The following is a 26,000-nucleotide window of genomic DNA, read 5'->3' as shown; positions in this document are numbered from 1 at the left end:
CAGGCACCGCGGATCCAGCAGCGCTGCGTTTTCGTTGACGTTTTTCGCGAGCAAGCTCGCTCCTACAACAAAAAGTACAACATCATGAGCACAGCCCACTCCACTGCAAGCCTGCGGCTTGCCGAGCACGACCGCACCCATCGTTTGGTGACCTGGCGCCTGATGCCCTTGTTGCTGGTGTGTTACTTGTTCGCCCATCTGGACCGCATCAACATCGGCTTCGCCAAGATGCAGATGAGCCACGACCTGCAGTTCAGCGACACGGTGTACGGCTTCGGCGCCGGGCTGTTTTTTATCGCCTACGCGCTGTTCGGCGTGCCCAGCAACATGGCCCTGGACCGCGTCGGACCACGGCGCTGGATCGCCTGCCTGATGGTGGTGTGGGGCCTGCTCTCCACCGGCATGCTGTGGGTGGAGAGCGCCCGCGGTTTCTACCTGCTGCGCTTTTTACTGGGGGTGGCCGAAGCCGGTTTTTTCCCGGGCATCCTGGTGTTCCTCAACCGCTGGTACCCGGCGCGTCGGCGTGCCCAGGTCACCGCCTTGTTTGCCATTGCCGTGCCCATGGCCGGGGTGCTGGGCGGGCCGATTTCCGGGGCGATCCTGGAGAACTTCCACGACGTCGGCAGCCTGCGCGGCTGGCAGTGGATGTTCCTGATCGAAGGTGCGCCCGTGGTGCTGCTGGGGCTGGTGGTGCTCAAGTATCTGCCGGACAGTTTCGAGTCGGTAGGCTGGTTGAGCACCGAGCAAAAACAGCAACTGCGCACCCAGTTGAGCAACGAGGAACAACGCAAGACCATCACCTCGTTCAGCGGCATCCTGCGGGACCCGCAAGTGTGGCTGCTGGTGGCCGTCTACTTTGCGGTGATGCTGGCGGTCAACACCCTGGCGTTCTGGATGCCGACCCTGATCCACGGCGCCGGCATCGGCCGCGACAGTCAGGTCGGCTTGCTCAGCGCCGTGCCCTACCTGGCCGGCTGCTTCTTCATGCTCGGCTGCGGGCGCTCCTCCGACCGTCACCGCGAACGCCGCTGGCACCTGTGCGTGCCGCTGCTGATGGCCGCAGCCGGCATCGCCGTGGCGGGCCTGGCGCCTGGCAACGCGCTGCTGGTGATGAGCGGGTTGGTGGTTGCCGGCATGGGCGCCAGCGCGGCGCTGCCGATGTTCTGGCAACTGCCGCCGGCGTTTCTTTCCAACACCACCCAGGCGGCGGGCATCGCCATGATCAGCTCGTTCGGCAGCATTGCCGCGTTCCTGGCGCCCTACCTGATCGGCTGGATGCGCGACGCCACCCAGAGCGCCAGCCTAGCCCTGTACATACTCGCCCTGTTTATCGCCCTCGGTGGCCTGCTGGTGCTGCGCACTCAGGCCGCCATCGTCAACCCCCACTAGAGACCGTTGCCATGCTCGACTCCCAGCAAATCCTCGCGGCCGCCGCGCACCTGGACCGCGCCGAACGCAGCCGCGAACAGGTGCGCCAGTTTTCCCTCGACTACCCCGGCATCACCATCGAGGATGCCTACGCCATCCAACGCGCCTGGGTGGCACAAAAAATCAACGATGGACGCACGCTCAAGGGCCACAAGATCGGCCTCACTTCACGGGCCATGCAGGTCTCTTCAAACATCACCGAGCCCGATTACGGCGCCCTGCTCGATGACATGTTTTTCGACGAAGGCAGTGATATTCCCTTCGAACGCTTCATCGTGCCGCGTGTGGAAGTGGAACTGGCGTTCATCCTTGGCAAGCCGCTCAAGGGCCCCAACTGCACGGTGTTCGATGTGCTCGATGCGACCGAATGGGTGATCCCCGCGCTGGAGATCATCGACGCACGCATCCAGCAGGTCGACCCACAGACCAACGCCACCCGCAAGGTGTTCGACACCATCTCCGACAACGCCGCCAATGCCGGCGTGGTACTCGGTGGAAGGGCTGTGCGGCCGACCGAGATCGACCTGCGCAAAGTGCCGGCGGTGCTGTATCGCAATGGCGTGATCGAAGAGTCCGGCGTCTCGGCGGCAGTGCTCAACCACCCGGCCAAGGGCGTGGCCTGGCTGGCCAACAAGCTGGCGGCGCATGACGTCACCCTGCTGCCCGGCCAAGTGATTCTAGGCGGTTCGTTTACCCGCCCGGTGGCGGCCCGCCCTGGGGATACCTTCCACGTCGACTACGACCTGCTCGGCTCGATCGCCTGTCGCTTCGTCTGAACACTGGAGGATTGTCATGGACATGCCTGTCAACCGCTTCAAACAACGCCTTCACCAGGGCGAGGTGCAGATCGGCCTGTGGCTCGGCCTCGCCAATGCCTATAGCGCGGAGCTGGCCGCCAACGCCGGTTTCGACTGGCTGCTGATCGATGGCGAACACGCGCCCAACCACCTGCCGGGGATGCTTGCGCAATTGCAGGCCATCGCGCCCTACCCCAGCCAGGCGCTGATTCGCCCGGTGGTCGGCGACACGGCATTGATCAAGCAACTGCTGGATATCGGCGCGCAGACGCTGCTGGTGCCCATGGTCGAAAGCGCTGCCCAGGCCCAAGAACTGGTGCGAGCCCTGCGCTACCCACCCCAGGGTACTCGCGGCGTCGGCAGTGCACTGGCCCGTGCTTCGCGCTGGAACGGCATCACCGACTACCTCGACCAGGCCGACGCGCAGATGTGCCTGCTGGTGCAGATTGAAAATCGCGAGGGCCTGGCCAATCTGGACGCTATCACCGCCGTCGAAGGCGTGGACGGTGTGTTCATCGGCCCGGCGGACTTGAGTGCGGCCATGGGGCATCGCGGTAACCCAGGGCATCCTGAAGTGCAGGCGGCGATAGAGGACGCCATCGTGCGCATTGTTCGAGCGGGCAAGGCGGCAGGGATTCTCAGTGCGGATGAACGCCTGGCGCGGCGCTATATCGAACTGGGGGCGACGTTCGTGGCGGTGGGAGTGGATACCACGGTGTTGATGCGCGGGCTGCAAAGCCTGGCCGGGAAGTTCAAAGACATTCCAGCGGCCGTGCACACAGGCGGAGTCTACTGAGCCCCCTCCCACATGTTGACCTGTTTTGATCAGGAGATTGATTCAGCGCTTGATGTTCTTCAAGTCATCCAGCAACCCCAGCAAGGTCTGGAATTTCTCTTCGCCAAGCTGATCCTGCAAGCGCTGGTAGTTGGCCTCCATGCACTGGCTCATGGACTCGAAACTCGCCTTGCCCTTGTCCGCCAAAGTAATGAGCACCCGGCGCTGGTCCTGTTCGGCCTTGCGTCGGTGCACCATGCCGGCGGCTTCCATGCGCACCAGCACGCCGGTCATGCTCGGCTTTAGGATGCACGCCAGTTCCGCCAGTTGGTAAATCTCCAGCTCACCGTGCTGTTCGAGGATGCGGATGATGCGCCATTGCTGTTCGGTCAGGCCGTGTTCATTCAGGGACGGGCGGAAAAAACTCATCGCGGCCTCACGCGCTTGCAGCAAGGCCAGGGTCAGGGATTGTCGAGGTTTGGACATAGGATCAGGGTCACGAAGTATTTAGTTAATAATTTAACGAAACTCTAACATTCCCCGCCAGCGAGCGCGCTATAACTTGTGTGTGCCCTCGCCCGTGGCGCGCTGAATCAAAAACCCGGGCACGCAGGATCAAGACTTCCAGCCCGTCAGGGGCCCTAATGGAGGCATCCGCTTCAGCGCCTTCCTTCACTTTTTCAGGCTGCGCCATGATCAATATCGAAACCCCCACCTATTACACCGCCACCAAGAAATACAACCTCAGTTTCCCCACCCTGGAGCAAGACATCGACGCGGACGTCGTGGTGATCGGTGGCGGCTTTTCAGGGATCAACACCGCGCTGGAACTGGCGGAAAAAGGCATCACCAATATCGTGGTGCTTGAAGCGCGCTACCTGGGCTTTGGTGGCACCGGACGCAACGGCGGGCAGATCATGGCGGGCATCGGCCATGACCTCGAGAAGATCAAGAAGGACGTGGGCGAAGACGGCCTGCGCCACGTGTTCGAGATCAGCGACCTGGGCGCCGATATCATCAAGAACCGCATCGCCAAATACAACATCGATGCCGATTTCTGCCACGGCTACGGCTATATGGGCTTCAACGCCCGCCAGGAAAAAACTCTGCGCGCCTGGGAGAAGGACTTCAAGTCGGTCAACAGCCAGCATGAAATCCGCTTTCTCGGCGGCTCGGATGTGCAGCAGATCATCGGTTCCAACGCCTACACCAGTGCGCTGCTGCACATGGGCGGCGGGCATGTGCATTCGCTGAACCTGCTGCTGGGCGAGGCCACCGCGCTGGCCGGCCATGGGGTAAAGATCTTTGAGAACAGCCCGGCCCTGGAGGTCAGCTACGGCGAACGCATCACCGTGCGCACCGGGCGCGGTTCGGTACGCGCCGGCAAGTTACTGTGGGCCTGTGACAGCTTTCTCAACAAGCTCGAACCAGAACTGCACCGCTCGACCATCAACACCTACGCGTTCCAGATGATGACCGAGCCGTTGTCCGAAGAATTGATCCAGCGCATCAGCCCGATCCGTGGCGCCTACAGCGACATCCGCCCAGTGATCGACTACTACCGCGTCACCAATGAAAACCGCCTGCTGTTCGGCGCCGCGACGCCGCTGGTGGAACACATTCCCGGCGACCTGAAAGCCTGGAACCGCCACCTGATGCTGAAGATCTTCCCCTACCTCAAGGACGTGAAGATTGACCTGGCCTGGGGCGGTCCGATGGCATGCAGCCCCAACCTGTTCCCACAGATCGGCACCTTGCCGGGGCGCAGCAATGCGTTTTTTGTGCAGGGCTATTCGGGCTTTGGCGTCACCCCCAGCCACATCATCTGCAAGGTCCTGGCCGAAGGTATGAGCGAAGGCTCGGCGCGCTATGACCTGGTCAGCTCGATCCACCGCCCGACCATTATCGGCAAGGACGCGATCCGCCCTCTGCTGCTGACGGCGGGTAAATCCTGGCACCAATTGTCCGGCTACTGGAACGGGCGTCGCTAACCCCTGTAGGAGCGGGCTTGCCCGCGAAGAACGTCAACGATAATGCGGGCACTCAGGTTAATTGCGGTGTCATGACGTTTTTCGCGAGCAAGCTCGCTCCTACAAAAAATAATGTTGTATTTATCAGGAGCAATTGCCATGACCCTTACTGCTATCAAACATAACGTCCAGCTATCGGAACTCGATGCCTGGGGCACCGTGGCCGACCTCGGCTCGCAGATCCTTGAAGGTGAGGTGCGCGCCTTCGGCAAGATGACCTTCGGCGCCCCCACCGATGCGGTCAGCAGCGCCTACTTCGGCACCACCCAGGGCAAGTTCCGCATGGTCTACCCCTTCGCCGAACAAGCTACCGTGGTCACCGGCGAGGTGGTACTCACCGATGAGTCCACCGGCCAGTCCACCCGCTACAAGGCCGGTGACAGCTGGTTTGTGACCAAGGGCACGCCGGTGCTGTGGGAAGTGGTCAGCGAGAGTTTCGTCAAACACTACTTCGCCGTTGTTTAAGGAGCCTTGCCATGAGCACTTCTTCTGACTGGATCACCGTGGGCGCCCTGGCCGACGGTTTTGCACCCGAAGCGTTCATCCTGCCGAACCTCGCCGACCTGGCTGGCCAGACCTTCACTCTGCACTTTGCCAATGGCTGGCAGATCGAGCATCGCTTCGAACAGGAGCGCCTGGCCTGGCGCGCCGCCGACGGACACTCCAGCGGTAGTGCAGCCTACCGCGCCAGCTCGATTCGCCCGGGCCTGTACCTGGTGGACTTCATCAAGCATGAGGCCGGGCAAAGCTGGTCGATCAGCCTGGTGCTGGACACGCCGACTGCATCCTTTACCGCGGTGATTGGCCGTATGCCGGAGCCGGCAGAGACCCACGAAGGTCTTTACCACCGCGCCCTGGCCGGCAAACCGCTGACCTCGGTGCACGCCGAGTTCCTCCACGGCAGCCTCGACCGGCCGTGGCAAGAGGGCCATTGCCTGCACGCCCCCACCGAGGAACTGGTGGGCCTGCGCAACCACTACCGCTACAGCCCCAGCGAGGTCTACGAGCACATCTACCTCAACCCGCAGTTCTACGCCTGGCAATGCCTTGAGGGTGTGGAGAAAGGCTTGTGCGACACCGACCGCTGCCATTACTACAAGATCGCCGAGCAGCTGTACCTGTTCGCCTGGCAGGAGAAGATCGTGCCCACCCTCGGCCTGGTGCTGATCGACCTGCAACAACACCGCAGCGACGGCAAGATCTTCGGCTATGCGGGGGCATCCTTCGACGCGCTGTCGAACTTCCCGATCAGTTCCTATTGCCAGGTGCTCAACCGCACGGAGTACCCCCGTGACTGAGGCGCGCACGGTAGTGATCACCGGGGCCGGCACCGGCATCGGCGCCGCCTGTGCCCGGCTGTACGCGCAGGAAGGCGCACGGCTGGTACTGATCGGCCGGCGCCGCGAGCCACTGGAACAGGTGGCGCAGGCCAGCGGCGGCCTGATCCTGGTGGGCGATGCCGCCTGCCCCGACACCTGGGATGGTTTTATCCGCGAGATTCACGCCCACTACGGGCGTATCGACGTGCTGCTGGCGTGTGCCGGCGGTCATGGCCTGGGCAGCGCGACCCAGACCAGCCCGTCTACGTGGGAAGCGGCGCTGCGCAGTAACCTGGACAGCGCGTTCTACAGTGCCCGCGCCTGCCTGCCGCTGTTGCGGGAAAGCGCCGGCAGTATCGTGCTGATCGGCTCCATTGCCTCCCTCGCAGCAGGGCCCGAGGTGTGCGGCTACACCACGGCCAAACATGCGTTGCTCGGGCTTAATCGCTCGCTGGCACGGGACTACGGCCCCCACGGCGTGCGCGTGAACGCGGTGTGCCCGGGCTGGGTGCACACGCCGATGGCCGATGCCGAGATGCAGCCGTTGATGGAGGCGTACGGCGACACCTTGCAGCAGGCGTACGAGCGCGTGTGTGCCGATGTACCCCTGCGCCGTGCCGCCCGGGCCGAAGAGATCGCCAAGGTATGCCGCTTCCTGGCCGGCGACGACGCATCGATCATTACCGGGGCGACCTTGGTGGCGGACGGTGGGTCCAGCATCGTCGACGTGCCGACGCTGGCGTTTACGCGCCTGGAGCCTGCCCATGCCCAATGATCTGGATTTCAGCGGCCAAGTCGTGCTGGTCACCGGCGGCGCCCAGGGGATTGGCCTGGGCATCGTCGAAGCCTTTGCCCAACGCGGTGCGCGGGTGGTGATTGCTGATCGCCTGCTTGAACAAGCTGAAAGGGTGGCCGCTGGGTTGTGCGCGCAGGGCTATCAGGTCGAGGCCGTGGGCGTTGACCTGGCGCAAGCCGAGGCGGTGTTCGCCTGCGTTCAAGGGTTGGCGCAACTGGATATTCTGGTGCACAACGCTGGCTATTTCCCGCTGACCGCGTTCGCTGACATCACCCCGCAGATCCTGCAACGCACCTTGGCGGTGAACCTCTCGGCGCTGTTCTGGCTGACCCAGGCGGCGTTACCGATGTTTCGTGAGCAAGGCCGGGGTTGCGTGCTGGTGACGTCTTCGGTCACCGGCAATCGGGTGGGTTATCCGGGACTGAGCCACTATGCGGCGTCAAAGGCGGGGGTGAATGGGTTTATCCGCAACGCGGCGTTGGAGTTGGCGCCGTTGAATGTGCGGGTCAATGGCGTGGAACCGGGCATGATCGCCACGCCGGCGATGAGCAACCTGGGCGATACCGCGTTGAACGACAGCATCGCCAACCGCGTGCCACTGGGGCGTATGGGCGCGGCTGCGGATATTGCCGGCGCGATGTTGTTTCTGGCTTCTGACCTGGCTGGCTATATCACCGGGCAGACCTTGGTGGTAGACGGTGGCTCCACCCTGCCCGAAATCTGAATCTTAACTCGGTCCAATGTGGGAGGGGGCTTGCTCCCGATAGCGCTGTTTCAGCTACACATGTGCTGGCTGACACACTGCTATCGGGAGCAAGCCCCCTCCCACATTGGATCTCATGCACATTGAAGAAGCTGTTTATGCCCCCACCGCCTGCAACCGGCTGGAGCGAAAATCCTTGGGCGACACTTCGAACTGTTTCTTGAATGATCGGCTGAAATGCGCCGAGTCGGTGAAGCCCCATTTGTAGGCAATCGAGGTGATCGATTCACTGCGCAGGAACGGGTTGGTCAAGTCGTCCGCACTGCGCTTGAGCCGCGCCCGCTGGATATAGCGGCAGACGCTGTCGTCCTGCTCCTCGAACAAACGGTAGAGGTGCCGCACCGAGATATTCAGGCGGTTGGCCAGGCCAATCGGGCTCAGGCCAGGTTGGCCCAGTGACTCGTCAATGACTTTTTGCACATAGCTGCGCAGGTTATTGCCCTGCAACGAGGCCACACCTTCGTGGCACTCATCGCCCTGCTCCAGCGCCGACCCCAACAGTGAGACGAAGGCCGCTTGCAGTGCTTCCACTTCCGTGGCGTTGTCTTCGGTATCGTCCTTGCACAATTGATCCATCAGCACATGCAACATGCGCCCACAGGCCTTGGTCGATGAAATCTTGCCAAAGGCCCGCCCCTGGCCGCGCAGGTGCTTGCACACCTCAGTGCGCGAGAGGGACAACGAGGCGTGTTCGATCAAGCCGAAGGGAGTGATTTCGATAGAGCCTACCGAGTCCATCAGCAGCATCTCGCCAGGGGCCAGTTGCACGGTCTGGTCGTTCTGGGTGATCTGCGCATAGCCGCTGCGCTGGCTGACCAGGAAACATTCCTGGTCGTTGTCGTGGTCGGCATGGTGCGTGAGGCGCTTGATCAGCCCGGCATTGGTGCGCAGGATGGCCAGGCCACGGGGCAGGTTGTGAATCTCGCCGATAAACAGCGAACGGTTGAAGGCCAGTTCGGTGTCGAAGTGGCCGCACGCGGCGCGCAGTTCGCGGTTCCAGCTGTCGAGCCCGTCGGGTGCATGCTGTGGGATGCTCATGGGGTGTCTCCGCAGTGGCGTTCTTTTTGTTGTTCTGGTGCAATAGTTAACATGTTATCTATATGCGCGCAACAACAACTCGTTTGGCCTTTGCAGAAGCACTAATGATGCCAATCAGAGATTCGACAGTACCCGCTTCATGCCAGCCAACGCCGCCAGTAAATGGTTGCGTTGCTCCGGGCTTACAGCGATATAACGCCGAAACGCCGGCATGCGGTTGACCACTTCGCTCCCGCCCATATGCTCCAGGCGCACGCACCATTGCCGGTCCTTGAGGTCGATACGCAGACGCTTGAAATCCAGGGGCATCAGCGCTTCGAATAACCCTTTGTCCGCCAGCAAACGCGCCTGCAACTCAGGCCCCAGGGCCTGGTTGCCAGAACGTTGCCGCACGCGGATGCCGTTGCGCCGAATAGCCCCGCCATGGTGCACCTCCAAGCTGCCCGCCCCTGGGGTAGGCGTGGGTACGTGCAACACGAACTCCGTCATGACCAGATGCATCAACAACTGCGATTCGGTGCGCTCAACCAGCTCAAATACCGCCCCACCCACGTCGAGTTTCGCCAGGCCAAGATCACGCCGCAAGCGCGCCAGGGTCACCCCGGGTCGATAGCCGCTCGGTGCGCGATCAGCGCTGAACAGTTCAAACAGTTTTTGCCGCAAAGTCGCTATAAGGCTCATGGGCATGTCCCGGTTCATGACTGAATTCCTTGGCCAACACCTCCTCGACGCAGGCTGGCTTGAAGGGGTTGACCTTCTGCACCACCAGGGTCCAGAACAACGCATAGGTGGCGGTCACGCCGAGCATCACCCCAAACGGCACATAAATGTCGGCCGGGTTCATGCCGGGCGGGGTGATAAACCACATGCCCAGCAGGATGCCGATGCTCGACACGACCTGCGGCAGCGGGAACCACGGCGATCGGTACGCCCGGGGCAAATCCGGACGGCGAATGCGCAGGATCACCACAGACAGCGTCACCAGCAGGTAGGCAAAACTCCACGCGCACACCGCCGCCAGCACCAGATGCATGATGTTGTCGGTGTTGCCGCCCAGGTACAGCGCATGCAGGCACGGGATCAGCATGGCCACCAGGATGCACAACAGCGGTGTCTTGAAGCGCGGGTGCAGGTAGGTGAACACCTTCGGTAACGCGCCATCCACCGCCATGCCATAGAGGATGCGCGGTACGCCAGCCATCAGGGTATTGATGGTTGCAGCGCCGGCGAACAGGAAGCCAATGCCCAGCCACAACGGGCCGATCTGCCCCATCACCTGTTCAGCGAACCGTGGGATAGCCATGGGTGTGTCCAACAGGTGCACGCCGGAGGCGGCGTCGAGCACCACGTTTTCCACCTGGCGCTTCATCGCGGCGCCATAGATAAACATGCACGTCGCCACGCCCATCAGCCCGAGCATCATCGCCCGTGGCATCACCTTGGCCGATTGGCGCAGGTCCGGCGCCAGCGGGGTGACGAACTCGCAGCCGACGAACATGAACATCGCCATGCCCACCAGCGACAACACGGTGACCAGATCAGTGCCCACCAGCGATTCCCCGAACCAGCCGTCCAGTTGCACCGCTGGCGCGGCGATCAAGCCCAGCACGCCGAACACCATCAGGGTGGTCCACATGCCGAACGTAAGGATGATCTCTGCGCGGCCAAAGGCGCTGACCCCGAAGGCGTTCAGCACCCCGAACACCAGCACGAACCCCACGCCCAGCAACCACGAGCCGCCGGCCGATTCTGCCAGGGTATTGAGGTGTTCGAAGTTCACCAGCGCCATCACCCCGGCGAGGATGGTTTCGGCGGTGCCGGCGAACACATGCACGATCAGATACGCCGACAGGGTGCCGGTGATCGCGAAGAACCGGCCCATGCCGCAATTGATGTAGTCGTACACCGAACCGGTGGTGGGCAGCATCGATGCGGCCTCGGCGAAGGTGGTCGCCTGGGCCAGCATCATCACCACGGCGATCAGCATTGCCAGGGCAAACGCACTGCCGCCGATGCCGAAGCCCATGGTGGCGGTAAGAATCACCGGGCTGGCCATGATCAGGCCAATGGTGCTGGCCAACGCGGTGGGGAAACCTACCGTGCCTCGGTTGAGGTGCGCGGTGAGTCGGTCGTTGATCGACATGGTGGGGTCCTCGAAAGCGGTTTTTTTAGTGTGTCGGCACTCTGCGCCCCACCCGCGTTGATCGTCTTGCCCCTGTCTGCCGCTGGTTTTGTAGCTGCCTGCCACGGCGTAGCACCTGGCGGCCAGGGTCAATTCCCTGGCACGCATGGCAAAGACTTGGCTTGACGCCCCTCGCCCTAATGCGCCCTCACTCTTAACCAAGATGGGGACAATAACAATGGAGCACACACTGAAAAACCGCCGTCTACGCCGAGCGGTCGTCATAGGCGTCGCGCTGTTGGCCGGGCAAGCTCATGCCGTCGAGTTGTACGCCGATGCCGACACCCAGGTCACGGGAAACTTCCTCGCTGTGTATGGGATGTTCAACAGTCCGAAAAATTACGACGGCCGCCGCGGCGGCTCCACCTGGCGCGAGGCGTTTATCAAGTACGGCCTGAGCGTCGAGCAAAACCTGGGTAGCCTGGGCGGCGTGTATGGCACGGCTAACCTGGTGAGTTCCGGTACCTGGGGGGATGGCGATGCGTCCGGGGTCACCAATGGCACCGAGCGCACCACCAAGTTTGACGAAGCCTTCGCCGGCTGGCGCTCCGGCGAGCTGTTCCCGGCACTGGGCAAAGATGGTGTAGACCTGTCGTTCGGCCGCCAGATCATCATGCTGGGCGACGGTTTTATCATCAACGACGACGGCCCCAACCTCGGCAATGGCGTGGGCGATGGGGAGTTCAATCGCGGCGGCGCCTACTACATCGCTGCGCGCCATGCCTTCGACAAAACCGCGGTCATTCGCCTGGGCGGCAAGGATGGCGTGCATGGCAGCCTGATGTGGATCAAGTCCGACAACCGCGCCCAAGCCAGAACCGAAATGGCTGCGGGCACCCTGGAATACAGCGCCGCCCCGGGCACCCTGGGGCTCACCTATATACACGGGATCGACGTGGATGAGCGTTTCGCTACCGACCTGCAACGCCAGCGCAAAGGCATGAACCTCTACAGCCTGCGCGGTGCCGGCAGTGCCGGCATCGACAACGCCCACTTCGCCTTCGAACTGGCCCGCCAGGACCGACGCGACAGCCAGCAGAACGCTGGGTACGCCGAAGCCGGCTACACCTTCGCCGACCTGCCCTGGTCGCCGGACCTGACCTACCGCTACGCCCGTTATTCAAAAAACTGGGACGGCATGTTCGCAGGCTTCAACCGCGGCTATGGCACCTGGGTACAGGGCGAAGTGGCGGGCAACTATTCCGGCCCCTACAACAGCAACACAGCGGTGCAACACGTGGCGCTCAAGGTCAAGCCGCTGGAGAACCTCACCCTCGGCGCATTGTTCTTCGACTACAACACCGTCAGCACTCGCGGCCAGTTGAACCTCGATGGCCGCGAACTGGACCTGTACGCCGAATGGGCGGTGAACGAGCACCTGATCATCACGCCGTTGCTGGGCCTGTACAAACCCGACAAAGATGCCGACACCGGCGGTAACCAAGTCGGCGGCAGCGGTACCAATGTCTACAGTCAGCTGGTGGTGGCCGTACCGTTCTGAACCGTCTCGGGCGCGCACGGAGGCAGCGCCCGCACCTCGGCATAGGCGCCTTGATGATAGAGCAGCGGCGCACGGCCAAAGTCGTCGAAGGCCACCACCTTGCCGATCATGATCCAGTGGTCGCCGCCATCGATCTGCTGGTATTTCTCGCAGTGAAAGCGCGCCGAGCAATCGGCGAACACTGGCGAGCCGCCCTCCCCCGGCTCGTATTCGATCAGGGCGAAGCGATCTTCACGGGGGCGCGCAAAGTTGTTGGACAGGTGCACCTGGTCGGCCGCCAACACATTCACGGCAAAGTGGCTGGCCTCCTCGAACACCTCATGGCTATTGGAGCGTTTGTCGATGCTCCACAGCACCAGCGGCGGGTCGAGGGACACCGAGTTGAAACTGTTGGCGGTCACGCCCACCTTGCGCCCGGAAGCGGTGGCGGCGGTGACCACGGTCACGCCGGTGGCGAAGTTGCCCAGGGCGCGGCGAAAGGCACGTGGGTCGAAAATGTCAGACATGCAAGACTCCCGGGTGGCGTCTATTGGCCGCCCTGATGGTTATGGAGGAATACGCGACTACACCATGCTCGGGTCGGGCTCCAGGCCCATCAGCTCACGGCCGAGGATCTGCGCGCAGACGTCGTAGTCGGTGTAGGCATGGGCGCCGGTCATATGGGAATCGCGGAACAGGCGCTGCATCTCGTTATGTTCGAACCAGGCATTGCCACCCGCGGCGGCGAACAGGCGATCCACCGCTTCGATGCACATTTTGGTGGCATAGGCCTGATTGGTGCGCCAGAACGCCAGGGTCTGGCGCGTCGGGTAACGTTGGGCGGCGCTGTGCTCGGCGTGTTCCTGCCAGGTCTTCTCTAGGAACGCCCGGGCGGCGGCCACCTGATGGGTGGACTCGGCCAGGCGCATCAACGCCGGGGTGGCGGCGCCCACAGCGGCACCGGTGTAGGCGCGCACCCGGGTCTTGGTTTTTTCGCGGAACACGTCGAGCATGCGCTCGGCCACACCAAGGCTGACGGTGGAAAAGCCACTGGCGAAATACGGTCGATAAGGCGCGTAGAAAATCTGGCTGTCCGGGTAGAGGCCAAAGCCTGCGGACTTGCCCTCCATCATGTCCTTGGCCTTCTGGATACGGTGCTCGGGCACCCAGGCGTTGTCGATAATCAAGGTTTTGGTGCCGCTGCCTTTCATGCCGGCAGCGAACCAGTCGTCGCGAATCTGATAGTCACTGCGCGGCAGCACGGCAAAGCAGTAATCCTGGGTGCCTTCGGCATTCTGGCGGCGGCAGCCGACAATTGCCCACTCACCATGGTCGCAGCCGCTGCTCCAGCCCATCTCGCCGCTGAAGTACACGCCGCCTTCGCCCTCGGTGACCCGACCAAACGGCGCAATACTGCTGCTGGCCGTGGCATCCGGGTTGGCACCCCAGATTTCCTCCTGCAACCGAGCCGAGAACAGCGCCAACTGATGGCTATGGGTGCACAACAAACTCATGGCCCAGGCGGTGCTGGCACAACTGCCGGCAAGCAAGGCGATGCAGTCGGCGAATTCGGGCAATGACAGCTCGAGTCCGCCGTACGCCTTGGGCTGAAAGGCGCGGTGCAGGCCGATGCTTTTGAGCAAGGCGATATTCTCATCCGGCACTTGGCGCAGCTGTTCGGCGCGGCTGGCATTGGCGGCGATGGCCGGCAGGAGGGGCTTGAGGTCTTCGAGGAGCGGGTTTGGCTTTTTCATGGACAGCCCTGCTTATTATTGGAAGTCCGGCAGGCGCTCCAGATCGCGGAACGGCGCGGGATGCAGGGCCAGTATCAAACGGCTCACGCAGGCGGAGAATGCACATTCGGCAGGCAAACTTGTACTTTTCACAGGTGCGGCAGGCACAGGCATAAAACCTGGCAGGCACAGTCAAGCCGCTTATCGGTGCGTTGGTTACCCTCGGGTTTTCTTTATGAACTGCCAGGAACCTGCCATGAGCGATATCCCGCTGCTGCCCCAAGTCGAAGCCTTTCTGCGTCGCCGCCATGGGGTGTTTATCGACGGTGTCAACGTGCGCAGCCACGCCACTGAAAGCCTGAGCGTGACCAACCCCGCCAACGGCCAGGTGATCGCCGAAGTCGCCGATGCTGACCTGGCCGATATCGACGCAGCGGTCGCGTCCGCCAACCGCGGTTTCCAACTGTGGTCCCAGGCCGCCCCCGCCACCCGTGGCAACGTGCTGCTGAAACTGGCCGACCTGCTGGAACAGCACCGTGAAGAACTGGCGCAGATCGAAACCTGCCAGTCGGGCAAGATCATCCAGATTTCCCGCGCTTTCGAGGTCGACCAGGCCGCGCACTTCCTGCGCTACTACGCTGGCTGGGCCACCAAGCTCAGCGGCCAGACGCTGACTCCATCGCTGCCGTCATTCAATGGCGAGCGCTACACCGCCTTTACCCTGCGCGAGCCGGTGGGCGTGGTGGTTGGCATCGTGCCGTGGAATTTCTCGACCATGATCGCCATCTGGAAACTCGCCTCGGCGCTGGTGACCGGCTGCAGCATCATCATCAAGCCCAGCGAATTCACGCCGCTGACCCTGCTGCGCATCGCTGAACTGGCCATCGACGCCGGGCTGCCGGCGGGTGTGTTGAATGTGCTGACCGGCGGCGGCCATGTCGGCAAGGGGCTGGTGGAACACCCCGGCACGCACAAGGTTTCATTCACCGGCTCAGTGCCCACCGGCATCGCCGTCGGCCGCAGCGCCATGGGCGCCGGCCTCACCCGTGCGACCCTGGAACTGGGCGGCAAGAATGCCGCCGGCTTCCTACCCGATATGGACGTGGACAAGGCAGTGGACGGCATCATCGAAGCGGGCTTCTTGCACTCGGGGCAAATCTGCGCGGCGGCCGAACGCTTTTTCGTGCACCGCTCGCAAATCGACGCCGTGCTGGAAAAACTCAAGACGCGCCTGAGCCGCCTGAATATCGGCTCGCCCCTGGACGAACACACCGAATTCGGCCCAGTCACACACCAGCAGCACCAGCACAAACTGCTCGGCTACTTCAACCAGGCCCGCGCCGAAAACAACACGATCATCCACGGCGGCCACCTTATCGACCGGCCTGGTTGCTACGTCGAACCCACGGTGATCCTCGCCAACCACCTGCACGACACCCTGCTCAACGAAGAAACCTTCGGCCCCATCGCCACCTTCCTGCCCTACGATGACGAAGACGAACTGCTGGCGCTGATGAACCACGGGCCCTATGGGCTGAGCGCCAGCCTGTGGACCAACGATTTGCGCAAGGCCCTGCGCATGATCCCGGCCATCAATGCGGGCACCTTGTGGGTAAACATGCACACCTTGCTCGACCCGGCAGTGCCGTTTGGCGGCAGCCGGTCTTCGGGGGTTGGGCGGGAGTTTGGCAGTGCGTTTATTGAGGATTACACCGAGCTTAAGTCGGTGATGATTCGGTATTGAATGGGGTAGCGCACATCTGGTTTGGTGTACACCGACCCCATGTGGGAGGGGCGATGCGACGATTCGACTTGCTCCCGATGGCGGTGGGTCAGTCACAGATGTATTGACTGACACGGCCTCATCGGGAGCAAGCCCCCTCCCACATTTGGGTCGCATTGCGTCAGTGAGATAGCTGTCGTTTTCAGCGCCCAGCGCCTGCGCCTCCATCTCGATCAACCTTGCGGCAACGACCACCCGCTGACGTTGATCCAAAGAGTGAGTTCATCAGACCGCTCTTACACAAACTTCGGGTTGCGTCCGATGAGTCTCGCCGCTAACCTTCGCGGGTCGCTGCAAAATCAGCGAATGGGTGTGGTAGCCCAGTTCTTTCATAGACCCCAAAACGCTCAAGGGCGTTTTTTTGTGCGGGCTGCTTTGTGGCGGCTGTGCATGGGAGGCTTCGGCCTGCCGGGTTTCTATGACCGGTCTACCACCCCGTGTACAGTCGCCTCCTTACTTCGTGTGGTAGCGAAATGGAGGTGCTCATTCATAGGAGCTTCGCCATGAAGAAAGTCACACCCAATCCCCCGCCATCCCCCTCGGATGACAACCCACAACTACCTCCCGATGTCATTTTCACCGTCCGCCCCGGACTCAGCACTGAAGCCGCCTTGAGCAATGCCAGCGAAATGCTGGAGTCAGCGACTGTCTGTGCCTACGACTGTGCCGAACAGCTTGACGGCCAGAGCCGCAAGCATGTGCTGGCGGTGGTGCAGATGATTGAGATTGCGCAGTTGCTGGTCGATGAAGCGCTGAACCGGGAATGCCCGGCGGCCTGATGAACAAACGCAAACCCAACAGGCAATGACGTTCTCTGTGGGAGGGGGCTTGCTCCCGATGGCTTTGGGTCAGTCACAGATGTGCTGACTGGCACCACCTCATCGGGAGCAAGTCGAATCGTCGCACCGCCCCTCCCACATTTGATCTCACTGCATCAGTGAGGTAGCTGTGCCAGGGAGAGCGTGCCAGGCTACCAGGTGCCCATTGCCAGGCTGTGCGGTGAAAACTCTGCGAACTGCCACCGCAATGCCAATGCTGCCGGACGGCGGACCACGTGCTCCACCGTCACCGTCCACAAGCGCTGCGCGCCCTCGAACTCGGCCACTGGCGGCCCGCTGAGAATCAATGATGTACGCCCCGCCACGTGCAGCACGTCGCCGGTTTCAAAATCGACAAACAGCAACCCCGCTACCGGGTTGGCGTGCAGGTTACCGAGGGTGTTGAAGAACAGGTTGCCGGCAAAATCAGGGATGGTCAGCACGTTGCCTTCTACCCGCACAAACCCCGTGTTGCCGCCGCGATGGGAAACGTCCACCGAGCGTTCGCCGTGCTGGTCCACATAGCTGGCGACGAAGAAGGTGTCAGCGTTGCGGATCAGCGTTTGGGCGGCGGCGTCCAGGCTGGTGCTGCGCTCGGCTGTATCGCCAGGTTTGCGCGCAACCCCAGCGACGGGCCGCAGTTGGATGTACTTGGGGCAGTTGCCGAAAGTGTGCACCACATCAACCGCAAAGCCGTCATGATCCAGCGCTCCGATCCGACCGTTCATGCGGTTGCGACGCCGGGTGCCGAGATCGATGCCCAGCAGGCCAACGGACGCGCCACGAGTGATGCCAGCCGAGGCCGGATCGCTTCTGGTGGGCAGGCTGTCGATTTGCAGCGCCTGTGGATCCGGTGAATGGGCAAACCCTGGCGCACCCTCCAGCATGGTCGCCCAGGGGATACCCTGTTCGTCCACCACGCCCAGAACGAGATAAGGCAACAACGGATAAAAATCACGATGCTGCTCGGGCAAATGATCACGAATGACCTTCGGCCCGATCATGGCCATGCGTTCGGCAACGCCGGCGCTTTCCTGCAGTTGCCGTTCGCCGGTATGCCAAGGGGATTGTTCGATCGAGTTCATGGCGATCACCTCTGGTTGGATAACCGAATGCTGCGCCTGCCCAGCCATGCAGAGAATGCCCACCCTGGGCAATCCACTATTACGCCAACTGAAATGCCGGATGTTCGCGCAACGCGGTGACGCAGTAGTCGACAAAACTGCGCACGCGCATGGGCGCATGGCGGCCTTCGCGGTAGATCACATGCACCGGCAGCGGCGGCATTTCAAAGGCCGGCAAGACACGACGCAGTTGGCCATTTATGAGGTGATCATGAACCGGATAACTGAGGCAACGAATCACCCCCGCGCCCTGCACCGCCGCATTGATCGCGCCTTGCACCGTGGCGCAACTGAGGCGGGCGCGGGCGTTGAGGGTGTAATGCAGGAAATCCCATCGCAGCGCTTCGGCGCTGGCAATCAGATGATGTTGCTTGAGGTCGGCCGGATGCCGGGGCTCGCCTTTGGCCGCCAAATACGTGGGGCTGGCGCACAGCAGGGTGCGCACCTGGCCGACCTGCCGTGCGATCAGCGACGAGTTGGGCAGCTCACCCACCCACACCGCCACGTCAAAGCCCTCTTCGTGCAGGTTGGGGTAATAGTCGTGGTAGTTAGCGATGACACGCACCGCCGGATAGTGATCCATATAGCCAGCCAGCAGTGGCGCCATCACATAGCGGCTGAACAGCAACGGCAGGCATATCCGCAGGTTGCCCTGGGCGTGCACATGGGCGCCGTTGGCCGAGGCTTCGGCCGCGTCCACCGCTGCCAGCAGGCGTACACAGTCGGCAAGATAAGCCTGGCCTGCATCGGTGAGGTTGACCCCACGTGTGCTGCGCTGCAGCAACACCACCCGCAGGCGTGCCTCCAGGCGCGCAACCGCACGTACCAGGGTCGGGCCGGAGACCTGGGCACGGCGTGCCGCCGAGGCCAGGCTGGGTTGCCCGGCCAGCGCCGCAAACAGCTGCATATCGCGAAAGCGCTCCATCAGGCGCGCCGCTTCGTCGCCGGGTTCAGGGCCGGGTCCTGCCCGAGGCGATGGCTTAAGAAGTCCACAAAGGTGTTGATCTTGGCCGGTACGCGACCATTGTGCTGGAACACCACGTGAATCGGCAGCGGCGCCGGTTCGAAAGCCTCCAGCACCAGCTCCAGCTCACCCGCCGCCACCGCTGCCGCCACCTGATAGGACAGCACCCGCGTCATGCCCCAGCCCAGCCGCGCCAGGTTGATCGCGGCATTATTGGCCGTGACGATCAGGCGTGGCTCAATGGGTACCTTGAGTGGCCGCCCGGCGTCGACGAACGTCCATTCACTGACCAGTTGGCTGGACGATGAGGTGACGATCTTGGCTTCTCGCAATTGCTCAGGCCGCTGCGGGCGCCCATGTTGGTCCAGATAAGCCGGCGATGCGCACACCACCCGGCGCACTTCGCCGACCTTGATCGCCTGCTGCCCGGGTTCGTGCAGATGGCCGATACGCACCGCTACATCGACGCCTTCGTCAGCCATATTGACTACACGGTCGACCAGCAAGGCACTGATGTTCACCAGGGGGAACTGGTCCAGGTACTCCCCCAGCACAGGCGCCACATACAGCTCGCCAAACAGCACCGGTGCGGTCACTGTCAGGTGACCGCCGGGGATGGAGTAACTGCCCGCTGCCGCTTCCTCGGCCTCTTCCAGTTCGGCGAGGATGCGCCGGCAATCTTCCAGGTAACGCTGGCCGGCATCGGTCAGGTGCAGGCTGCGCGTGGTGCGTGCCAGCAGTTGCGTACCGATGCGCTGTTCCATAGCGGCAATGGCGCGGGTCACGCTGGGTGGCGAGGTCTTCAGGCGGCGTGCAGCAGCCGCAAAACCCTCCTCCTCGGCCACCGCCAGGAATACCTGCATCTCATGAAATCGGTCCATCGCCATCCCTTGATCGTTACTGTGATTGCAGCCCCACCGCCGTGCGCGGCATAGCGACAAACCCTGGCAAGGCTTCGATGCTGGCAAGCCAGGCACGCACCTCAGGGTAGTCGGCCAGCGACACGTTGCCTTCCGGCGCATGGGCCACGTAGGTATAGAACGCAATATCGGCAATGCTTGGCTGATCACCAGCCAGAAAACGGCTCTCGCCCAGCTGCTGCTCCATCACGTTCAGCAGGGCATAGGCTCGGTTGATTGCGCTGACAGTGTCCACCTCGGCGCCAAACACTGTGGCCAAGCGCGCCGTGGCGGGCCCCGCATGGAGTTGACCGGCGGCGGCCGACAGCCAGCGTTGGACCCGCGCTTGCCCGATGGGCTCGCACGGCAACCACTGCCCTTTGCCATAGGTACTGGCAAGGTAGACCAAAATCGCATTGGAGTCGGCCAAGACAGTACCGCCATCATCGATCACCGGTACCTGGCCGAAGCAGTTGAGATTAGCAATGAATTCGGGCGTTTTATGCGCACCTTGCTTGAGGTCCACCAGGATAAATTCATTGGGCAAGCCCAGCAGGGACAACATCAGCTCGACCCGATGGGAGTGGCCGGACAATGGAAAACCATAAAGTTTGATCGCAGGCTGGGTCATGAAAGGCTCCAAAAGAATGGGTATCGACGCCAGGCATATTCCACTGCCGCCTCAGTCGGCGGAATGACCAGGATTTACAATCCAGCATTTCATTGGGCGAAACAATCACCTGTCCGAAATTCTCGGCGCCGGCGTCGCAATTTCATGAAAAAAATTCAAACTATCGTCCTCCCTATCGTTCACACCTTCACGTGCAACGTTAAGTAGGAGGCGACATGCAATACCGACAACTGGGTCATTCCGGCCTGCTGGTATCGGAAATCATCCTGGGCACCGTGCCCTTTGGCGGTCGTGCGGAGTTCGAAAAATGCGGCGCGGTGGACGTGCCCCTGGCCAAGCGTATGTTCGATATCGCGTTCGATGCCGGGGTGAATATGGTCGATACCGCTGACCTCTACTCCCACGGCCTGGCCGAAGAGGTGGTCGGCAAGGCCCTGGGTGACAAGCGCAACGATATCCTGCTGGCTACCAAGGGCCGCAGCCCGGTGGACAGCAACCCTAACAATTCCGGCTCATCGCGCTATCACCTGATCCGCGCCTGCGAAGCCAGCTTGAAGCGCTTGGGCACCGACCATATCGACCTTTACCAACTGCATAACTGGGACGGCATGACGCCGATCGAAGAGACTCTCGAAGCCCTGCGCCTGTTGGTCGGTTCGGGCAAGATCCGCTACTTCGGCACCAGCAACTTCACGGCCTGGCAGATGATGAAAACCCTGGGCAAGGCCGAGCTGCACGGCATGCTCAAACCCATCACCCAGCAGATCTACTACACCCCGGAATCCCGTGAAGCCGAGTACGAATTGCTGCCGTTGGCCCTGGACCAACAAGTCGGCACGTTGGTGTGGGGGCCGATGGGCGAAGGCTTGCTGACCGGCACGACCCGCCGCGGGCACAAGCCGCCACCCAATACCCGCCAGGGCAGCGACTGGCCGGAACCCTATGTGCATGACCAGGAGCGTGCCCTGGACATTATCGAGACCCTCGCCGCCGTCGGGGATGAGCATGGCGTATCGGTCGCCCGTACCTGCCTGGCCTGGCTCAAGGATCGTCCAGGGATCACCTCGCTGATCGTCGGAGCGCGTACCGAAGAGCACCTGCGCGACAACCTCGCCGCCACTGAGCTGAAGCTGACCGAAGCACAATCGTCACGCATCGAGGCGGTCACCCGTCGCCAGCCGCTGTACCCCTACTGGCATCGTTTTACGGCCGGGATCGATCGTTTTGATCCTGCAGAACAGCCGTTCCTGGCCGAGCATCAAAAGACCATGGATGCGCGCAAAGACAAATAACAGTGCGGTTCAAAGGTGGGAACACACCCTTCCCACCTTTGAAGTGCCCCCAGCAAAGGAGTCTGGCTTTGATCGCGCAAATCATGATCGCCGCCCTCGGCGTCGTCGCTATCTGGTTCAGCCAGAGCAAACGCTTGAAGGTACGCCGCTACGCCTGCCTGTTTGGCATGGCCGGCCAGCCGTTCTGGTTCTGGTCGTCGATCAATGCCGAGCAGTGGGGCATCGTCTTGCTCAGCTGTTTTTATACAGTGGCCTGGGCCAAGGGCATCAAGACCCATTGGGTCGATCGCAAGGGTGATGGGCAAGGTTGATTTGCAATCGTGCGTCGCGCTGCCTATATTTGCGGCCTGGCGCTCTCCACGCCACCTTCCGCGGAAAGGGCTGCGCCCAGGACATCACAGCTCTACCTCATTTCTACGACTCCCAACCTTAAAGCGGAAAAGGTTCGAACAAGGAGCTCGTATGTCGCAACGCCCTTTCGCCTCAAACACCGACGGCCGCCTTAACCTTGAGCAGCAGCGCAAGCGCGCCAAGGAACTGTTGTCGCGCCTGAAAAGCCAAGACCCCAGCGCAACCTTGTCCCAGGCTCAGTGGCAGCTTGCCAAACAGCTGGGCTTCGCCAGTTGGCCCAAGCTCAAGGCCCATGTCGACGCCCTCGACTTTGCCGCCCGCCACCCTGGTTTCGAGGCCAGCGATGAATCGCGCACCACCCATTGGCGGTGTGGCAACGATATTGCCCACAGCCTGCAACTGGCCGGGTTCAAGGGCCAGTTCCGGATGCTCACGGACCCGTTGTGCATGGGGCCAGTGCGTGAACTGCCCAGCCAAGCGTTCCGCGCGATGCGCAGTACCTTTATCAGTCAGGCCTTTGCCCTTGACTCCACTGAAGTCGCGCATCGCGTCAACGATGAATACGACCAACTACAAACCTTGGCCAACGCCGATCACAGTGTGCTGTGGTGCGAGGCGGACGCCTACGACCAACTGTTTCTGGTGCGCGCCCTGGCCGGCCTGGAGCGGGCGCCGCGCAAGTTGGAGCTGATTGAGGCAGACCGCATTCCCGGGGTCGAGCGATTTATCGGCATAGGCCAATTGGCCCCCGATGTGCTGGCCTGGCTCTGGCCGCAGCGGCGCTTGATCGACGACAACGCAGTGCAATTGGCCAAACGGGCCTGGTCGGCTTATTGCGACAGCTCACCGCTCAAGCTCGCGGAACTGGCCCATGGCAATTACCCTGCCCTGCCTTTTCTGGCACCGGCGTTACGACGCCAGTTACAGGAGTTGCCGGGTATCGAGGACGGTTTGTCGCTGACTGAACGTTTGTCCCTGAGGTATATCGCCGAGGCCGGGCCTGTGCCTTTCGGCCGGGTGTTTGCCGAGTTGATGGCCAAGCGCGAGCCACTGCCTTTCCTGGGCGACATGATGTTCCATGCGCTGCTGCGCCCATTGATTGATGGGGCGGCGCCGCTGCTGATCGAGTCCGAAACGGACGTGGAGTGGCCGCGCCGCGTATTGGCGCTGACGCCACTGGCGCAGCAGGTGCTGGATGGCAATGCCTGCTGGCTGGACCACGCCAGCCATGAGCGTTGGGTCGGCGGTGTGTGCCTGCGGCCACGGCAACCTTATTGGGCACTGGGCCTTGCTGATCAGCCCGTCTGGCGTGACTGATGCTGCGCGATACGATCAGCGCTTGGGAAACAACCCCACGGCACATGCCACCACAGTCGGGTCGCCCTGGTAGACCGCCCGCGGGCTCATCGAAGGCTGGGGCGACCGGCCGTCCACGGTGCGCAGTATCGGGCGCTCAACGGTCGGGGAACTGTGCGCCGGATCGACAATTTCCATGCAGCGACGCAGGGAGTTGAAGTCGGGCGATTGTGACAACGACAGGTGCAGGGTCTGGCTAACCGAGACCGACACCACAGAGCGCTGCGCACATTGCCCGTCATAGATCAGCGTATGGCGGATCAACGGGTTGTCATGGCAGTACTTGAGCAGGTTGACCTGCCGTGAGTGCACTAGCGCAGTGTTGATGATCAGCAGGTCAAACGCCACAACGCCCGAGCGTGTCAGTGCCTGCAACTCGTCGAACGAACTCAACGGCACGATGCGGTGATAGCCCAGCTGGTTGAGCATTTTCTCGATCTTGATCCGTTGCAAAAGCTCTGCATCGGCAATCAGAAGGCGTAACGCTTTATTGGACATAGGGTAAACCTGACAGTTGGGCATCCGCGTCGATCATTCAACGCTGAGCAAAGTAACCGTCAGGGGTGAACGCTGACTTTAAGGCGATTCTGAAACGGCAATCCGGGGCACACCGTACTTTTAAGAATCGCCTCAAAGCCTTCGCGCCACTCGCCACCTACCATGAGCTGCGTTCCCTTACCCGACCATGGAATTGCCGTGTTCATGTTTCTACTCAGAATGGTACTGGTGGCCTGCGGGCTGCTGGTGCTTGCGTCCCCACCTGCCAATGCGGCGCTGAAGATCGAAGGCACGCGCCTGATCTACTTCGGCCAGGACAAAGCCGCCGGTATCAGCGTGGTCAACCAGGCCTCGCAGGAAGTCGTGGTGCAAACCTGGATCACAGGCGAGGACGAATCCACCGGCCGTACCGTGCCCTTTGCCGCCACCGAGCCATTGGTACAGCTGGGCGCCGGGGAGCATCACAAGCTGCGCATCCTGTATGCCGGTGAAGGCTTGCCCAGCGATCGCGAATCGCTGTTCTGGCTCAATATCATGGAGATCCCGCTCAAGCCCGAAGACCCCAACAGCGTGCAATTCGCGATCCGCCAGCGGCTCAAGCTGTTCTATCGGCCCCCCGCACTCCAGGGCGGCTCGGCCGAGGCGGTGCAGCAATTGGTATGGAGCAGCGACGGGCGCACGGTAACCGTCAACAACCCCAGCGCCTTTCACTTGTCACTGGTCAACCTGCGAACCGACAGCCAGACGCTCAGCGATTACCTGCTGCTCAAGCCCCATGAACGCAAAACCCTGACCGCGCTCGACGCTGTGCCCAAGGGCGCCACCCTCCACTTCACCGAAATCACCGATATCGGTTTGCAAGCCCGTCATAGCACGGCGCTCAACTGATAAATCACGGGGTATTTGAACCGATGTCACTGACCAAACGCTGTTTACCGCTTCTGGTGTTGACCTGCGCGGTCTTGCCCGCCACCAGCTACGCACTGGCCTGCCGCGAGGACGGCACCAACTCGATCATCACCCAGGAAGCGCTGGGCACGGCGCTGGCGGTGGCAGCCGATGCCCCCAACGGCACGATTATCTGGGAGTCCGGCCCTCGCTCGACCAACGTGATCTGCAAGGACGACTACCTCCACGGCCGTGAGGAAGTGTATTTCTACGTCAACCCGGCCAACGTGAGCATCGGCACCGGGATCCGCGTGGGCATTCGCTACAACAACCAGCCGATTACCCAAAGCACCGGCAAGGTGGGCACCGGTTTCTTCTCCGACCGAGGCTGCAATTTGTCCAATTGCGTGGGTTGGGACAAGGCGCGCTTTACGCTCAATTTCAGCGTATTCATCGAGAAGTACGACCCCACCCCACCGAGTGGCCAGGCCAGCACCTTGACCTCTTACCGCGTGTTCCAACTGGATGGCGTGCGCGGGCTCAACTCACGACCCAACAGCAACTTCAATTATGTGGTCACCGGCATGAACGATATCCGCTTCGTGCCTTGCACTCCGGAACTGACCATCAGCCCCAGCGTGGTCAACTTCCCCACACCTTCGCGCAAGGCCGCGATCGGTGAAGTCGCCAGCAGCGCGAACTTCAGCCTGAACCTGCGCAAGGGCTGCGACACGCCCTATACCGTCAGCGCACGCTTCGCCACCACGCCGGGCGGCGGCAGTGTGAACAATGGCCTGCTGGTGCCGGACAACAACAGCTCAGTCGGCATCTCGCTGTCTCGCGCCGAGAGCCAGCAGCAACTGCCCTTCAACAACTGGTTCACGCTGCAGGAACTGATGGGCCTGGGCCAGAGCCACGATGAATTCCGCGCCGACCTCAAATGGCGCACCTTGCCGATTCCAGGTGCGTTCGACGCTGCCGTGGTAGTGGATATGTACTACAAGTAGGTGATTTTTAAGGATCGTCTTATGCCACCGGCAAAGGCCCAGACATAA

General features: G+C 61.9%; 26 protein-coding genes and 1 pseudogene. 16 read left to right on the top strand and 11 right to left on the bottom strand.

Annotation, left to right across the window (positions count from 1 at the left end; genetic code table 11):
* The first annotated feature begins 84 nt into the window (after positions 1–84).
* From QZR30_RS13025 to hpaI, 3 genes are read left to right on the top strand one after another with little or no spacing between them, the layout of a single operon-like run.
* On the top strand, positions 85–1,389 hold the full coding sequence (locus QZR30_RS13025; RefSeq protein WP_068967781.1) for an MFS transporter: 1,305 nt from the start codon (positions 85–87) through the stop codon (positions 1,387–1,389).
* Positions 1,390–1,400: 11 nt separating this feature from the next.
* Complete coding sequence (gene hpaH, locus QZR30_RS13020; protein ID WP_046068795.1) at positions 1,401–2,204, top strand: 2-oxo-hept-4-ene-1,7-dioate hydratase; 804 nt, start codon at positions 1,401–1,403, stop codon at positions 2,202–2,204.
* 16 nt (positions 2,205–2,220) lie between these two features.
* Positions 2,221–3,021: a 4-hydroxy-2-oxoheptanedioate aldolase gene (gene hpaI, locus QZR30_RS13015; protein WP_274354937.1), complete on the top strand. Its 801-nt coding sequence runs from the start codon at positions 2,221–2,223 to the stop codon at positions 3,019–3,021.
* A gap of 42 nt (positions 3,022–3,063) precedes the next feature.
* Here the strand turns inward: hpaI and hpaR are convergent, their stop codons facing one another.
* Positions 3,064–3,486: a homoprotocatechuate degradation operon regulator HpaR gene (hpaR, locus tag QZR30_RS13010; protein WP_005789546.1), complete on the bottom strand. Its 423-nt coding sequence runs from the start codon at positions 3,484–3,486 to the stop codon at positions 3,064–3,066.
* 206 nt (positions 3,487–3,692) lie between these two features.
* Here hpaR and QZR30_RS13005 point away from each other — a divergent pair, with 206 nt between their 5' ends.
* From QZR30_RS13005 to QZR30_RS12985, 5 genes are all read left to right on the top strand, one after another.
* Positions 3,693–4,991 carry an NAD(P)/FAD-dependent oxidoreductase gene (locus tag QZR30_RS13005; RefSeq protein ID WP_311903390.1) on the top strand — a complete coding sequence of 433 codons (1,299 nt, stop codon included), beginning with the start codon at positions 3,693–3,695 and terminating at the stop codon, positions 4,989–4,991.
* 138 nt (positions 4,992–5,129) lie between these two features.
* Positions 5,130–5,495 carry a cupin domain-containing protein gene (locus QZR30_RS13000; protein WP_046068798.1) on the top strand — a complete coding sequence of 122 codons (366 nt, stop codon included), beginning with the start codon at positions 5,130–5,132 and terminating at the stop codon, positions 5,493–5,495.
* Positions 5,496–5,506: 11 nt separating this feature from the next.
* Entirely contained in the window at positions 5,507–6,328 is an 822-nt protein-coding gene (locus QZR30_RS12995; protein WP_311903389.1) for a molybdenum cofactor biosynthesis F family protein, read from the top strand.
* Positions 6,321–7,124 (top strand): SDR family NAD(P)-dependent oxidoreductase, encoded by an 804-nt coding sequence (locus tag QZR30_RS12990; protein ID WP_311903388.1) that lies wholly within the window; start codon positions 6,321–6,323, stop codon positions 7,122–7,124. Before QZR30_RS12995 ends, QZR30_RS12990 begins: the two co-directional genes overlap by 8 nt.
* Entirely contained in the window at positions 7,114–7,869 is a 756-nt protein-coding gene (locus tag QZR30_RS12985; RefSeq protein ID WP_311903387.1) for an SDR family oxidoreductase, read from the top strand. The genes QZR30_RS12990 and QZR30_RS12985 overlap by 11 nt, the downstream gene beginning before the upstream one ends.
* A 135-nt stretch (positions 7,870–8,004) precedes the next feature.
* On the opposite strand, the gene feaR is transcribed toward QZR30_RS12985, so the two are convergent.
* The 3 genes from feaR to QZR30_RS12970 form a co-directional block, all read right to left on the bottom strand.
* Positions 8,005–8,946, bottom strand: a complete 942-nt coding sequence (feaR, locus tag QZR30_RS12980; protein ID WP_046068802.1) for a transcriptional regulator FeaR — start codon at positions 8,944–8,946, stop codon at positions 8,005–8,007.
* Positions 8,947–9,060: 114 nt separating this feature from the next.
* On the bottom strand, positions 9,061–9,627 hold the full coding sequence (locus QZR30_RS12975; RefSeq protein WP_046068803.1) for a DUF3156 family protein: 567 nt from the start codon (positions 9,625–9,627) through the stop codon (positions 9,061–9,063).
* On the bottom strand, positions 9,590–11,089 hold the full coding sequence (locus tag QZR30_RS12970; RefSeq protein WP_046068804.1) for an APC family permease: 1,500 nt from the start codon (positions 11,087–11,089) through the stop codon (positions 9,590–9,592). The genes QZR30_RS12975 and QZR30_RS12970 overlap by 38 nt, the downstream gene beginning before the upstream one ends.
* Positions 11,090–11,306: 217 nt before the next feature.
* Between QZR30_RS12970 and QZR30_RS12965 the strand changes: the two genes are divergently transcribed.
* On the top strand, positions 11,307–12,629 hold the full coding sequence (locus QZR30_RS12965; protein ID WP_046068805.1) for a hypothetical protein: 1,323 nt from the start codon (positions 11,307–11,309) through the stop codon (positions 12,627–12,629).
* A 32-nt stretch (positions 12,630–12,661) separates the two neighbouring features.
* On the opposite strand, the pseudogene QZR30_RS12960 reads toward QZR30_RS12965, so the two are convergent.
* Both QZR30_RS12960 and QZR30_RS12955 read right to left on the bottom strand, forming a co-directional pair.
* Positions 12,662–13,135 (bottom strand): annotated as a pseudogene (locus QZR30_RS12960) (flavin reductase family protein); the annotation flags it as partial.
* 57 nt (positions 13,136–13,192) lie between these two features.
* A complete protein-coding gene (locus QZR30_RS12955) occupies positions 13,193–14,362 on the bottom strand; it encodes a p-hydroxyphenylacetate 3-hydroxylase oxygenase component (RefSeq protein ID WP_056846671.1) in 1,170 nt (389 codons plus the stop codon).
* A 235-nt stretch (positions 14,363–14,597) separates the two neighbouring features.
* On the opposite strand from QZR30_RS12955, the gene QZR30_RS12950 reads away from it, so the two are divergent.
* A complete protein-coding gene (locus QZR30_RS12950; protein WP_046068808.1) occupies positions 14,598–16,085 on the top strand; it encodes an aldehyde dehydrogenase family protein in 1,488 nt (495 codons plus the stop codon).
* 542 nt (positions 16,086–16,627) lie between these two features.
* Positions 16,628–16,903 carry a DUF6124 family protein gene (locus QZR30_RS12945; RefSeq protein ID WP_032880349.1) on the top strand — a complete coding sequence of 92 codons (276 nt, stop codon included), beginning with the start codon at positions 16,628–16,630 and terminating at the stop codon, positions 16,901–16,903.
* A gap of 191 nt (positions 16,904–17,094) precedes the next feature.
* On the opposite strand, the gene QZR30_RS12940 is transcribed toward QZR30_RS12945, so the two are convergent.
* From QZR30_RS12940 to QZR30_RS12925, 4 genes are all read right to left on the bottom strand, one after another.
* On the bottom strand, positions 17,095–18,027 hold the full coding sequence (locus QZR30_RS12940; RefSeq protein WP_311903386.1) for a pyridoxamine 5'-phosphate oxidase family protein: 933 nt from the start codon (positions 18,025–18,027) through the stop codon (positions 17,095–17,097).
* Between the two features lie 79 nt (positions 18,028–18,106).
* Entirely contained in the window at positions 18,107–18,991 is an 885-nt protein-coding gene (locus tag QZR30_RS12935; RefSeq protein WP_056846674.1) for a LysR family transcriptional regulator, read from the bottom strand.
* Complete coding sequence (locus QZR30_RS12930; protein WP_311903385.1) at positions 18,991–19,911, bottom strand: LysR family transcriptional regulator; 921 nt, start codon at positions 19,909–19,911, stop codon at positions 18,991–18,993. Before QZR30_RS12930 ends, QZR30_RS12935 begins: the two co-directional genes overlap by 1 nt.
* A gap of 16 nt (positions 19,912–19,927) precedes the next feature.
* Positions 19,928–20,560 (bottom strand): glutathione S-transferase family protein, encoded by a 633-nt coding sequence (locus QZR30_RS12925; RefSeq protein ID WP_311903384.1) that lies wholly within the window; start codon positions 20,558–20,560, stop codon positions 19,928–19,930.
* Positions 20,561–20,775: 215 nt separating this feature from the next.
* Between QZR30_RS12925 and QZR30_RS12920 the strand changes: the two genes are divergently transcribed.
* The 3 genes from QZR30_RS12920 to QZR30_RS12910 all read left to right on the top strand — a co-directional run bounded on the left by QZR30_RS12920 (position 20,776) and on the right by QZR30_RS12910 (position 23,520).
* Entirely contained in the window at positions 20,776–21,852 is a 1,077-nt protein-coding gene (locus tag QZR30_RS12920) for an aldo/keto reductase (protein WP_311903383.1), read from the top strand.
* 68 nt (positions 21,853–21,920) lie between these two features.
* Positions 21,921–22,163 carry a hypothetical protein gene (locus tag QZR30_RS12915; protein WP_311903382.1) on the top strand — a complete coding sequence of 81 codons (243 nt, stop codon included), beginning with the start codon at positions 21,921–21,923 and terminating at the stop codon, positions 22,161–22,163.
* A 151-nt stretch (positions 22,164–22,314) separates the two neighbouring features.
* The gene (locus QZR30_RS12910) at positions 22,315–23,520 is read left to right on the top strand and encodes a DUF1835 domain-containing protein (RefSeq protein WP_056846677.1); all 1,206 of its coding nucleotides are present in this window, start codon (positions 22,315–22,317) and stop codon (positions 23,518–23,520) included.
* A 15-nt stretch (positions 23,521–23,535) separates the two neighbouring features.
* On the opposite strand, the gene QZR30_RS12905 is transcribed toward QZR30_RS12910, so the two are convergent.
* Entirely contained in the window at positions 23,536–24,057 is a 522-nt protein-coding gene (locus QZR30_RS12905) for a hypothetical protein (protein ID WP_046068814.1), read from the bottom strand.
* Positions 24,058–24,255: 198 nt separating this feature from the next.
* On the opposite strand from QZR30_RS12905, the gene QZR30_RS12900 reads away from it, so the two are divergent.
* The gene (locus QZR30_RS12900) at positions 24,256–24,945 is read left to right on the top strand and encodes a fimbrial biogenesis chaperone (RefSeq protein ID WP_081214451.1); all 690 of its coding nucleotides are present in this window, start codon (positions 24,256–24,258) and stop codon (positions 24,943–24,945) included.
* Positions 24,946–24,968: 23 nt separating this feature from the next.
* The gene (locus tag QZR30_RS12895; protein ID WP_311903381.1) at positions 24,969–25,952 is read left to right on the top strand and encodes a fimbrial protein; all 984 of its coding nucleotides are present in this window, start codon (positions 24,969–24,971) and stop codon (positions 25,950–25,952) included.
* Positions 25,953–26,000 lie beyond the last annotated feature (48 nt).

It is taken from the genome of Pseudomonas sp. rhizo25 (genome assembly GCF_031931935.1).
Classification (GTDB): domain Bacteria; phylum Pseudomonadota; class Gammaproteobacteria; order Pseudomonadales; family Pseudomonadaceae; genus Aquipseudomonas; species Aquipseudomonas synxantha.
Note: the sequence above shows the minus strand (reverse complement) of the source record. Positions and strands in the feature narration are given on the sequence as shown.

What these genes read in the sequence shown, in the direction of transcription:
- QZR30_RS13025 (WP_068967781.1), top strand. Translation starts at nt 85, where the DNA reads ATGAGCACAGCCCACTCCACTGCAAGCCTGCGGCTTGCCGAGCACGAC.
- hpaH (WP_046068795.1), top strand. Translation starts at nt 1,401, where the DNA reads ATGCTCGACTCCCAGCAAATCCTCGCGGCCGCCGCGCACCTGGACCGC.
- hpaI (WP_274354937.1), top strand. Translation starts at nt 2,221, where the DNA reads ATGGACATGCCTGTCAACCGCTTCAAACAACGCCTTCACCAGGGCGAG.
- hpaR (WP_005789546.1), bottom strand. Translation starts at nt 3,486, where the DNA reads ATGTCCAAACCTCGACAATCCCTGACCCTGGCCTTGCTGCAAGCGCGT.
- QZR30_RS13005 (WP_311903390.1), top strand. Translation starts at nt 3,693, where the DNA reads ATGATCAATATCGAAACCCCCACCTATTACACCGCCACCAAGAAATAC.
- QZR30_RS13000 (WP_046068798.1), top strand. Translation starts at nt 5,130, where the DNA reads ATGACCCTTACTGCTATCAAACATAACGTCCAGCTATCGGAACTCGAT.
- QZR30_RS12995 (WP_311903389.1), top strand. Translation starts at nt 5,507, where the DNA reads ATGAGCACTTCTTCTGACTGGATCACCGTGGGCGCCCTGGCCGACGGT.
- QZR30_RS12985 (WP_311903387.1), top strand. Translation starts at nt 7,114, where the DNA reads ATGCCCAATGATCTGGATTTCAGCGGCCAAGTCGTGCTGGTCACCGGC.
- feaR (WP_046068802.1), bottom strand. Translation starts at nt 8,946, where the DNA reads ATGAGCATCCCACAGCATGCACCCGACGGGCTCGACAGCTGGAACCGC.
- QZR30_RS12975 (WP_046068803.1), bottom strand. Translation starts at nt 9,627, where the DNA reads ATGAGCCTTATAGCGACTTTGCGGCAAAAACTGTTTGAACTGTTCAGC.
- QZR30_RS12970 (WP_046068804.1), bottom strand. Translation starts at nt 11,089, where the DNA reads ATGTCGATCAACGACCGACTCACCGCGCACCTCAACCGAGGCACGGTA.
- QZR30_RS12965 (WP_046068805.1), top strand. Translation starts at nt 11,307, where the DNA reads ATGGAGCACACACTGAAAAACCGCCGTCTACGCCGAGCGGTCGTCATA.
- QZR30_RS12955 (WP_056846671.1), bottom strand. Translation starts at nt 14,362, where the DNA reads ATGAAAAAGCCAAACCCGCTCCTCGAAGACCTCAAGCCCCTCCTGCCG.
- QZR30_RS12950 (WP_046068808.1), top strand. Translation starts at nt 14,598, where the DNA reads ATGAGCGATATCCCGCTGCTGCCCCAAGTCGAAGCCTTTCTGCGTCGC.
- QZR30_RS12945 (WP_032880349.1), top strand. Translation starts at nt 16,628, where the DNA reads ATGAAGAAAGTCACACCCAATCCCCCGCCATCCCCCTCGGATGACAAC.
- QZR30_RS12940 (WP_311903386.1), bottom strand. Translation starts at nt 18,027, where the DNA reads ATGAACTCGATCGAACAATCCCCTTGGCATACCGGCGAACGGCAACTG.
- QZR30_RS12935 (WP_056846674.1), bottom strand. Translation starts at nt 18,991, where the DNA reads ATGGAGCGCTTTCGCGATATGCAGCTGTTTGCGGCGCTGGCCGGGCAA.
- QZR30_RS12930 (WP_311903385.1), bottom strand. Translation starts at nt 19,911, where the DNA reads ATGGACCGATTTCATGAGATGCAGGTATTCCTGGCGGTGGCCGAGGAG.
- QZR30_RS12925 (WP_311903384.1), bottom strand. Translation starts at nt 20,560, where the DNA reads ATGACCCAGCCTGCGATCAAACTTTATGGTTTTCCATTGTCCGGCCAC.
- QZR30_RS12920 (WP_311903383.1), top strand. Translation starts at nt 20,776, where the DNA reads ATGCAATACCGACAACTGGGTCATTCCGGCCTGCTGGTATCGGAAATC.
- QZR30_RS12910 (WP_056846677.1), top strand. Translation starts at nt 22,315, where the DNA reads ATGTCGCAACGCCCTTTCGCCTCAAACACCGACGGCCGCCTTAACCTT.
- QZR30_RS12905 (WP_046068814.1), bottom strand. Translation starts at nt 24,057, where the DNA reads ATGTCCAATAAAGCGTTACGCCTTCTGATTGCCGATGCAGAGCTTTTG.
- QZR30_RS12895 (WP_311903381.1), top strand. Translation starts at nt 24,969, where the DNA reads ATGTCACTGACCAAACGCTGTTTACCGCTTCTGGTGTTGACCTGCGCG.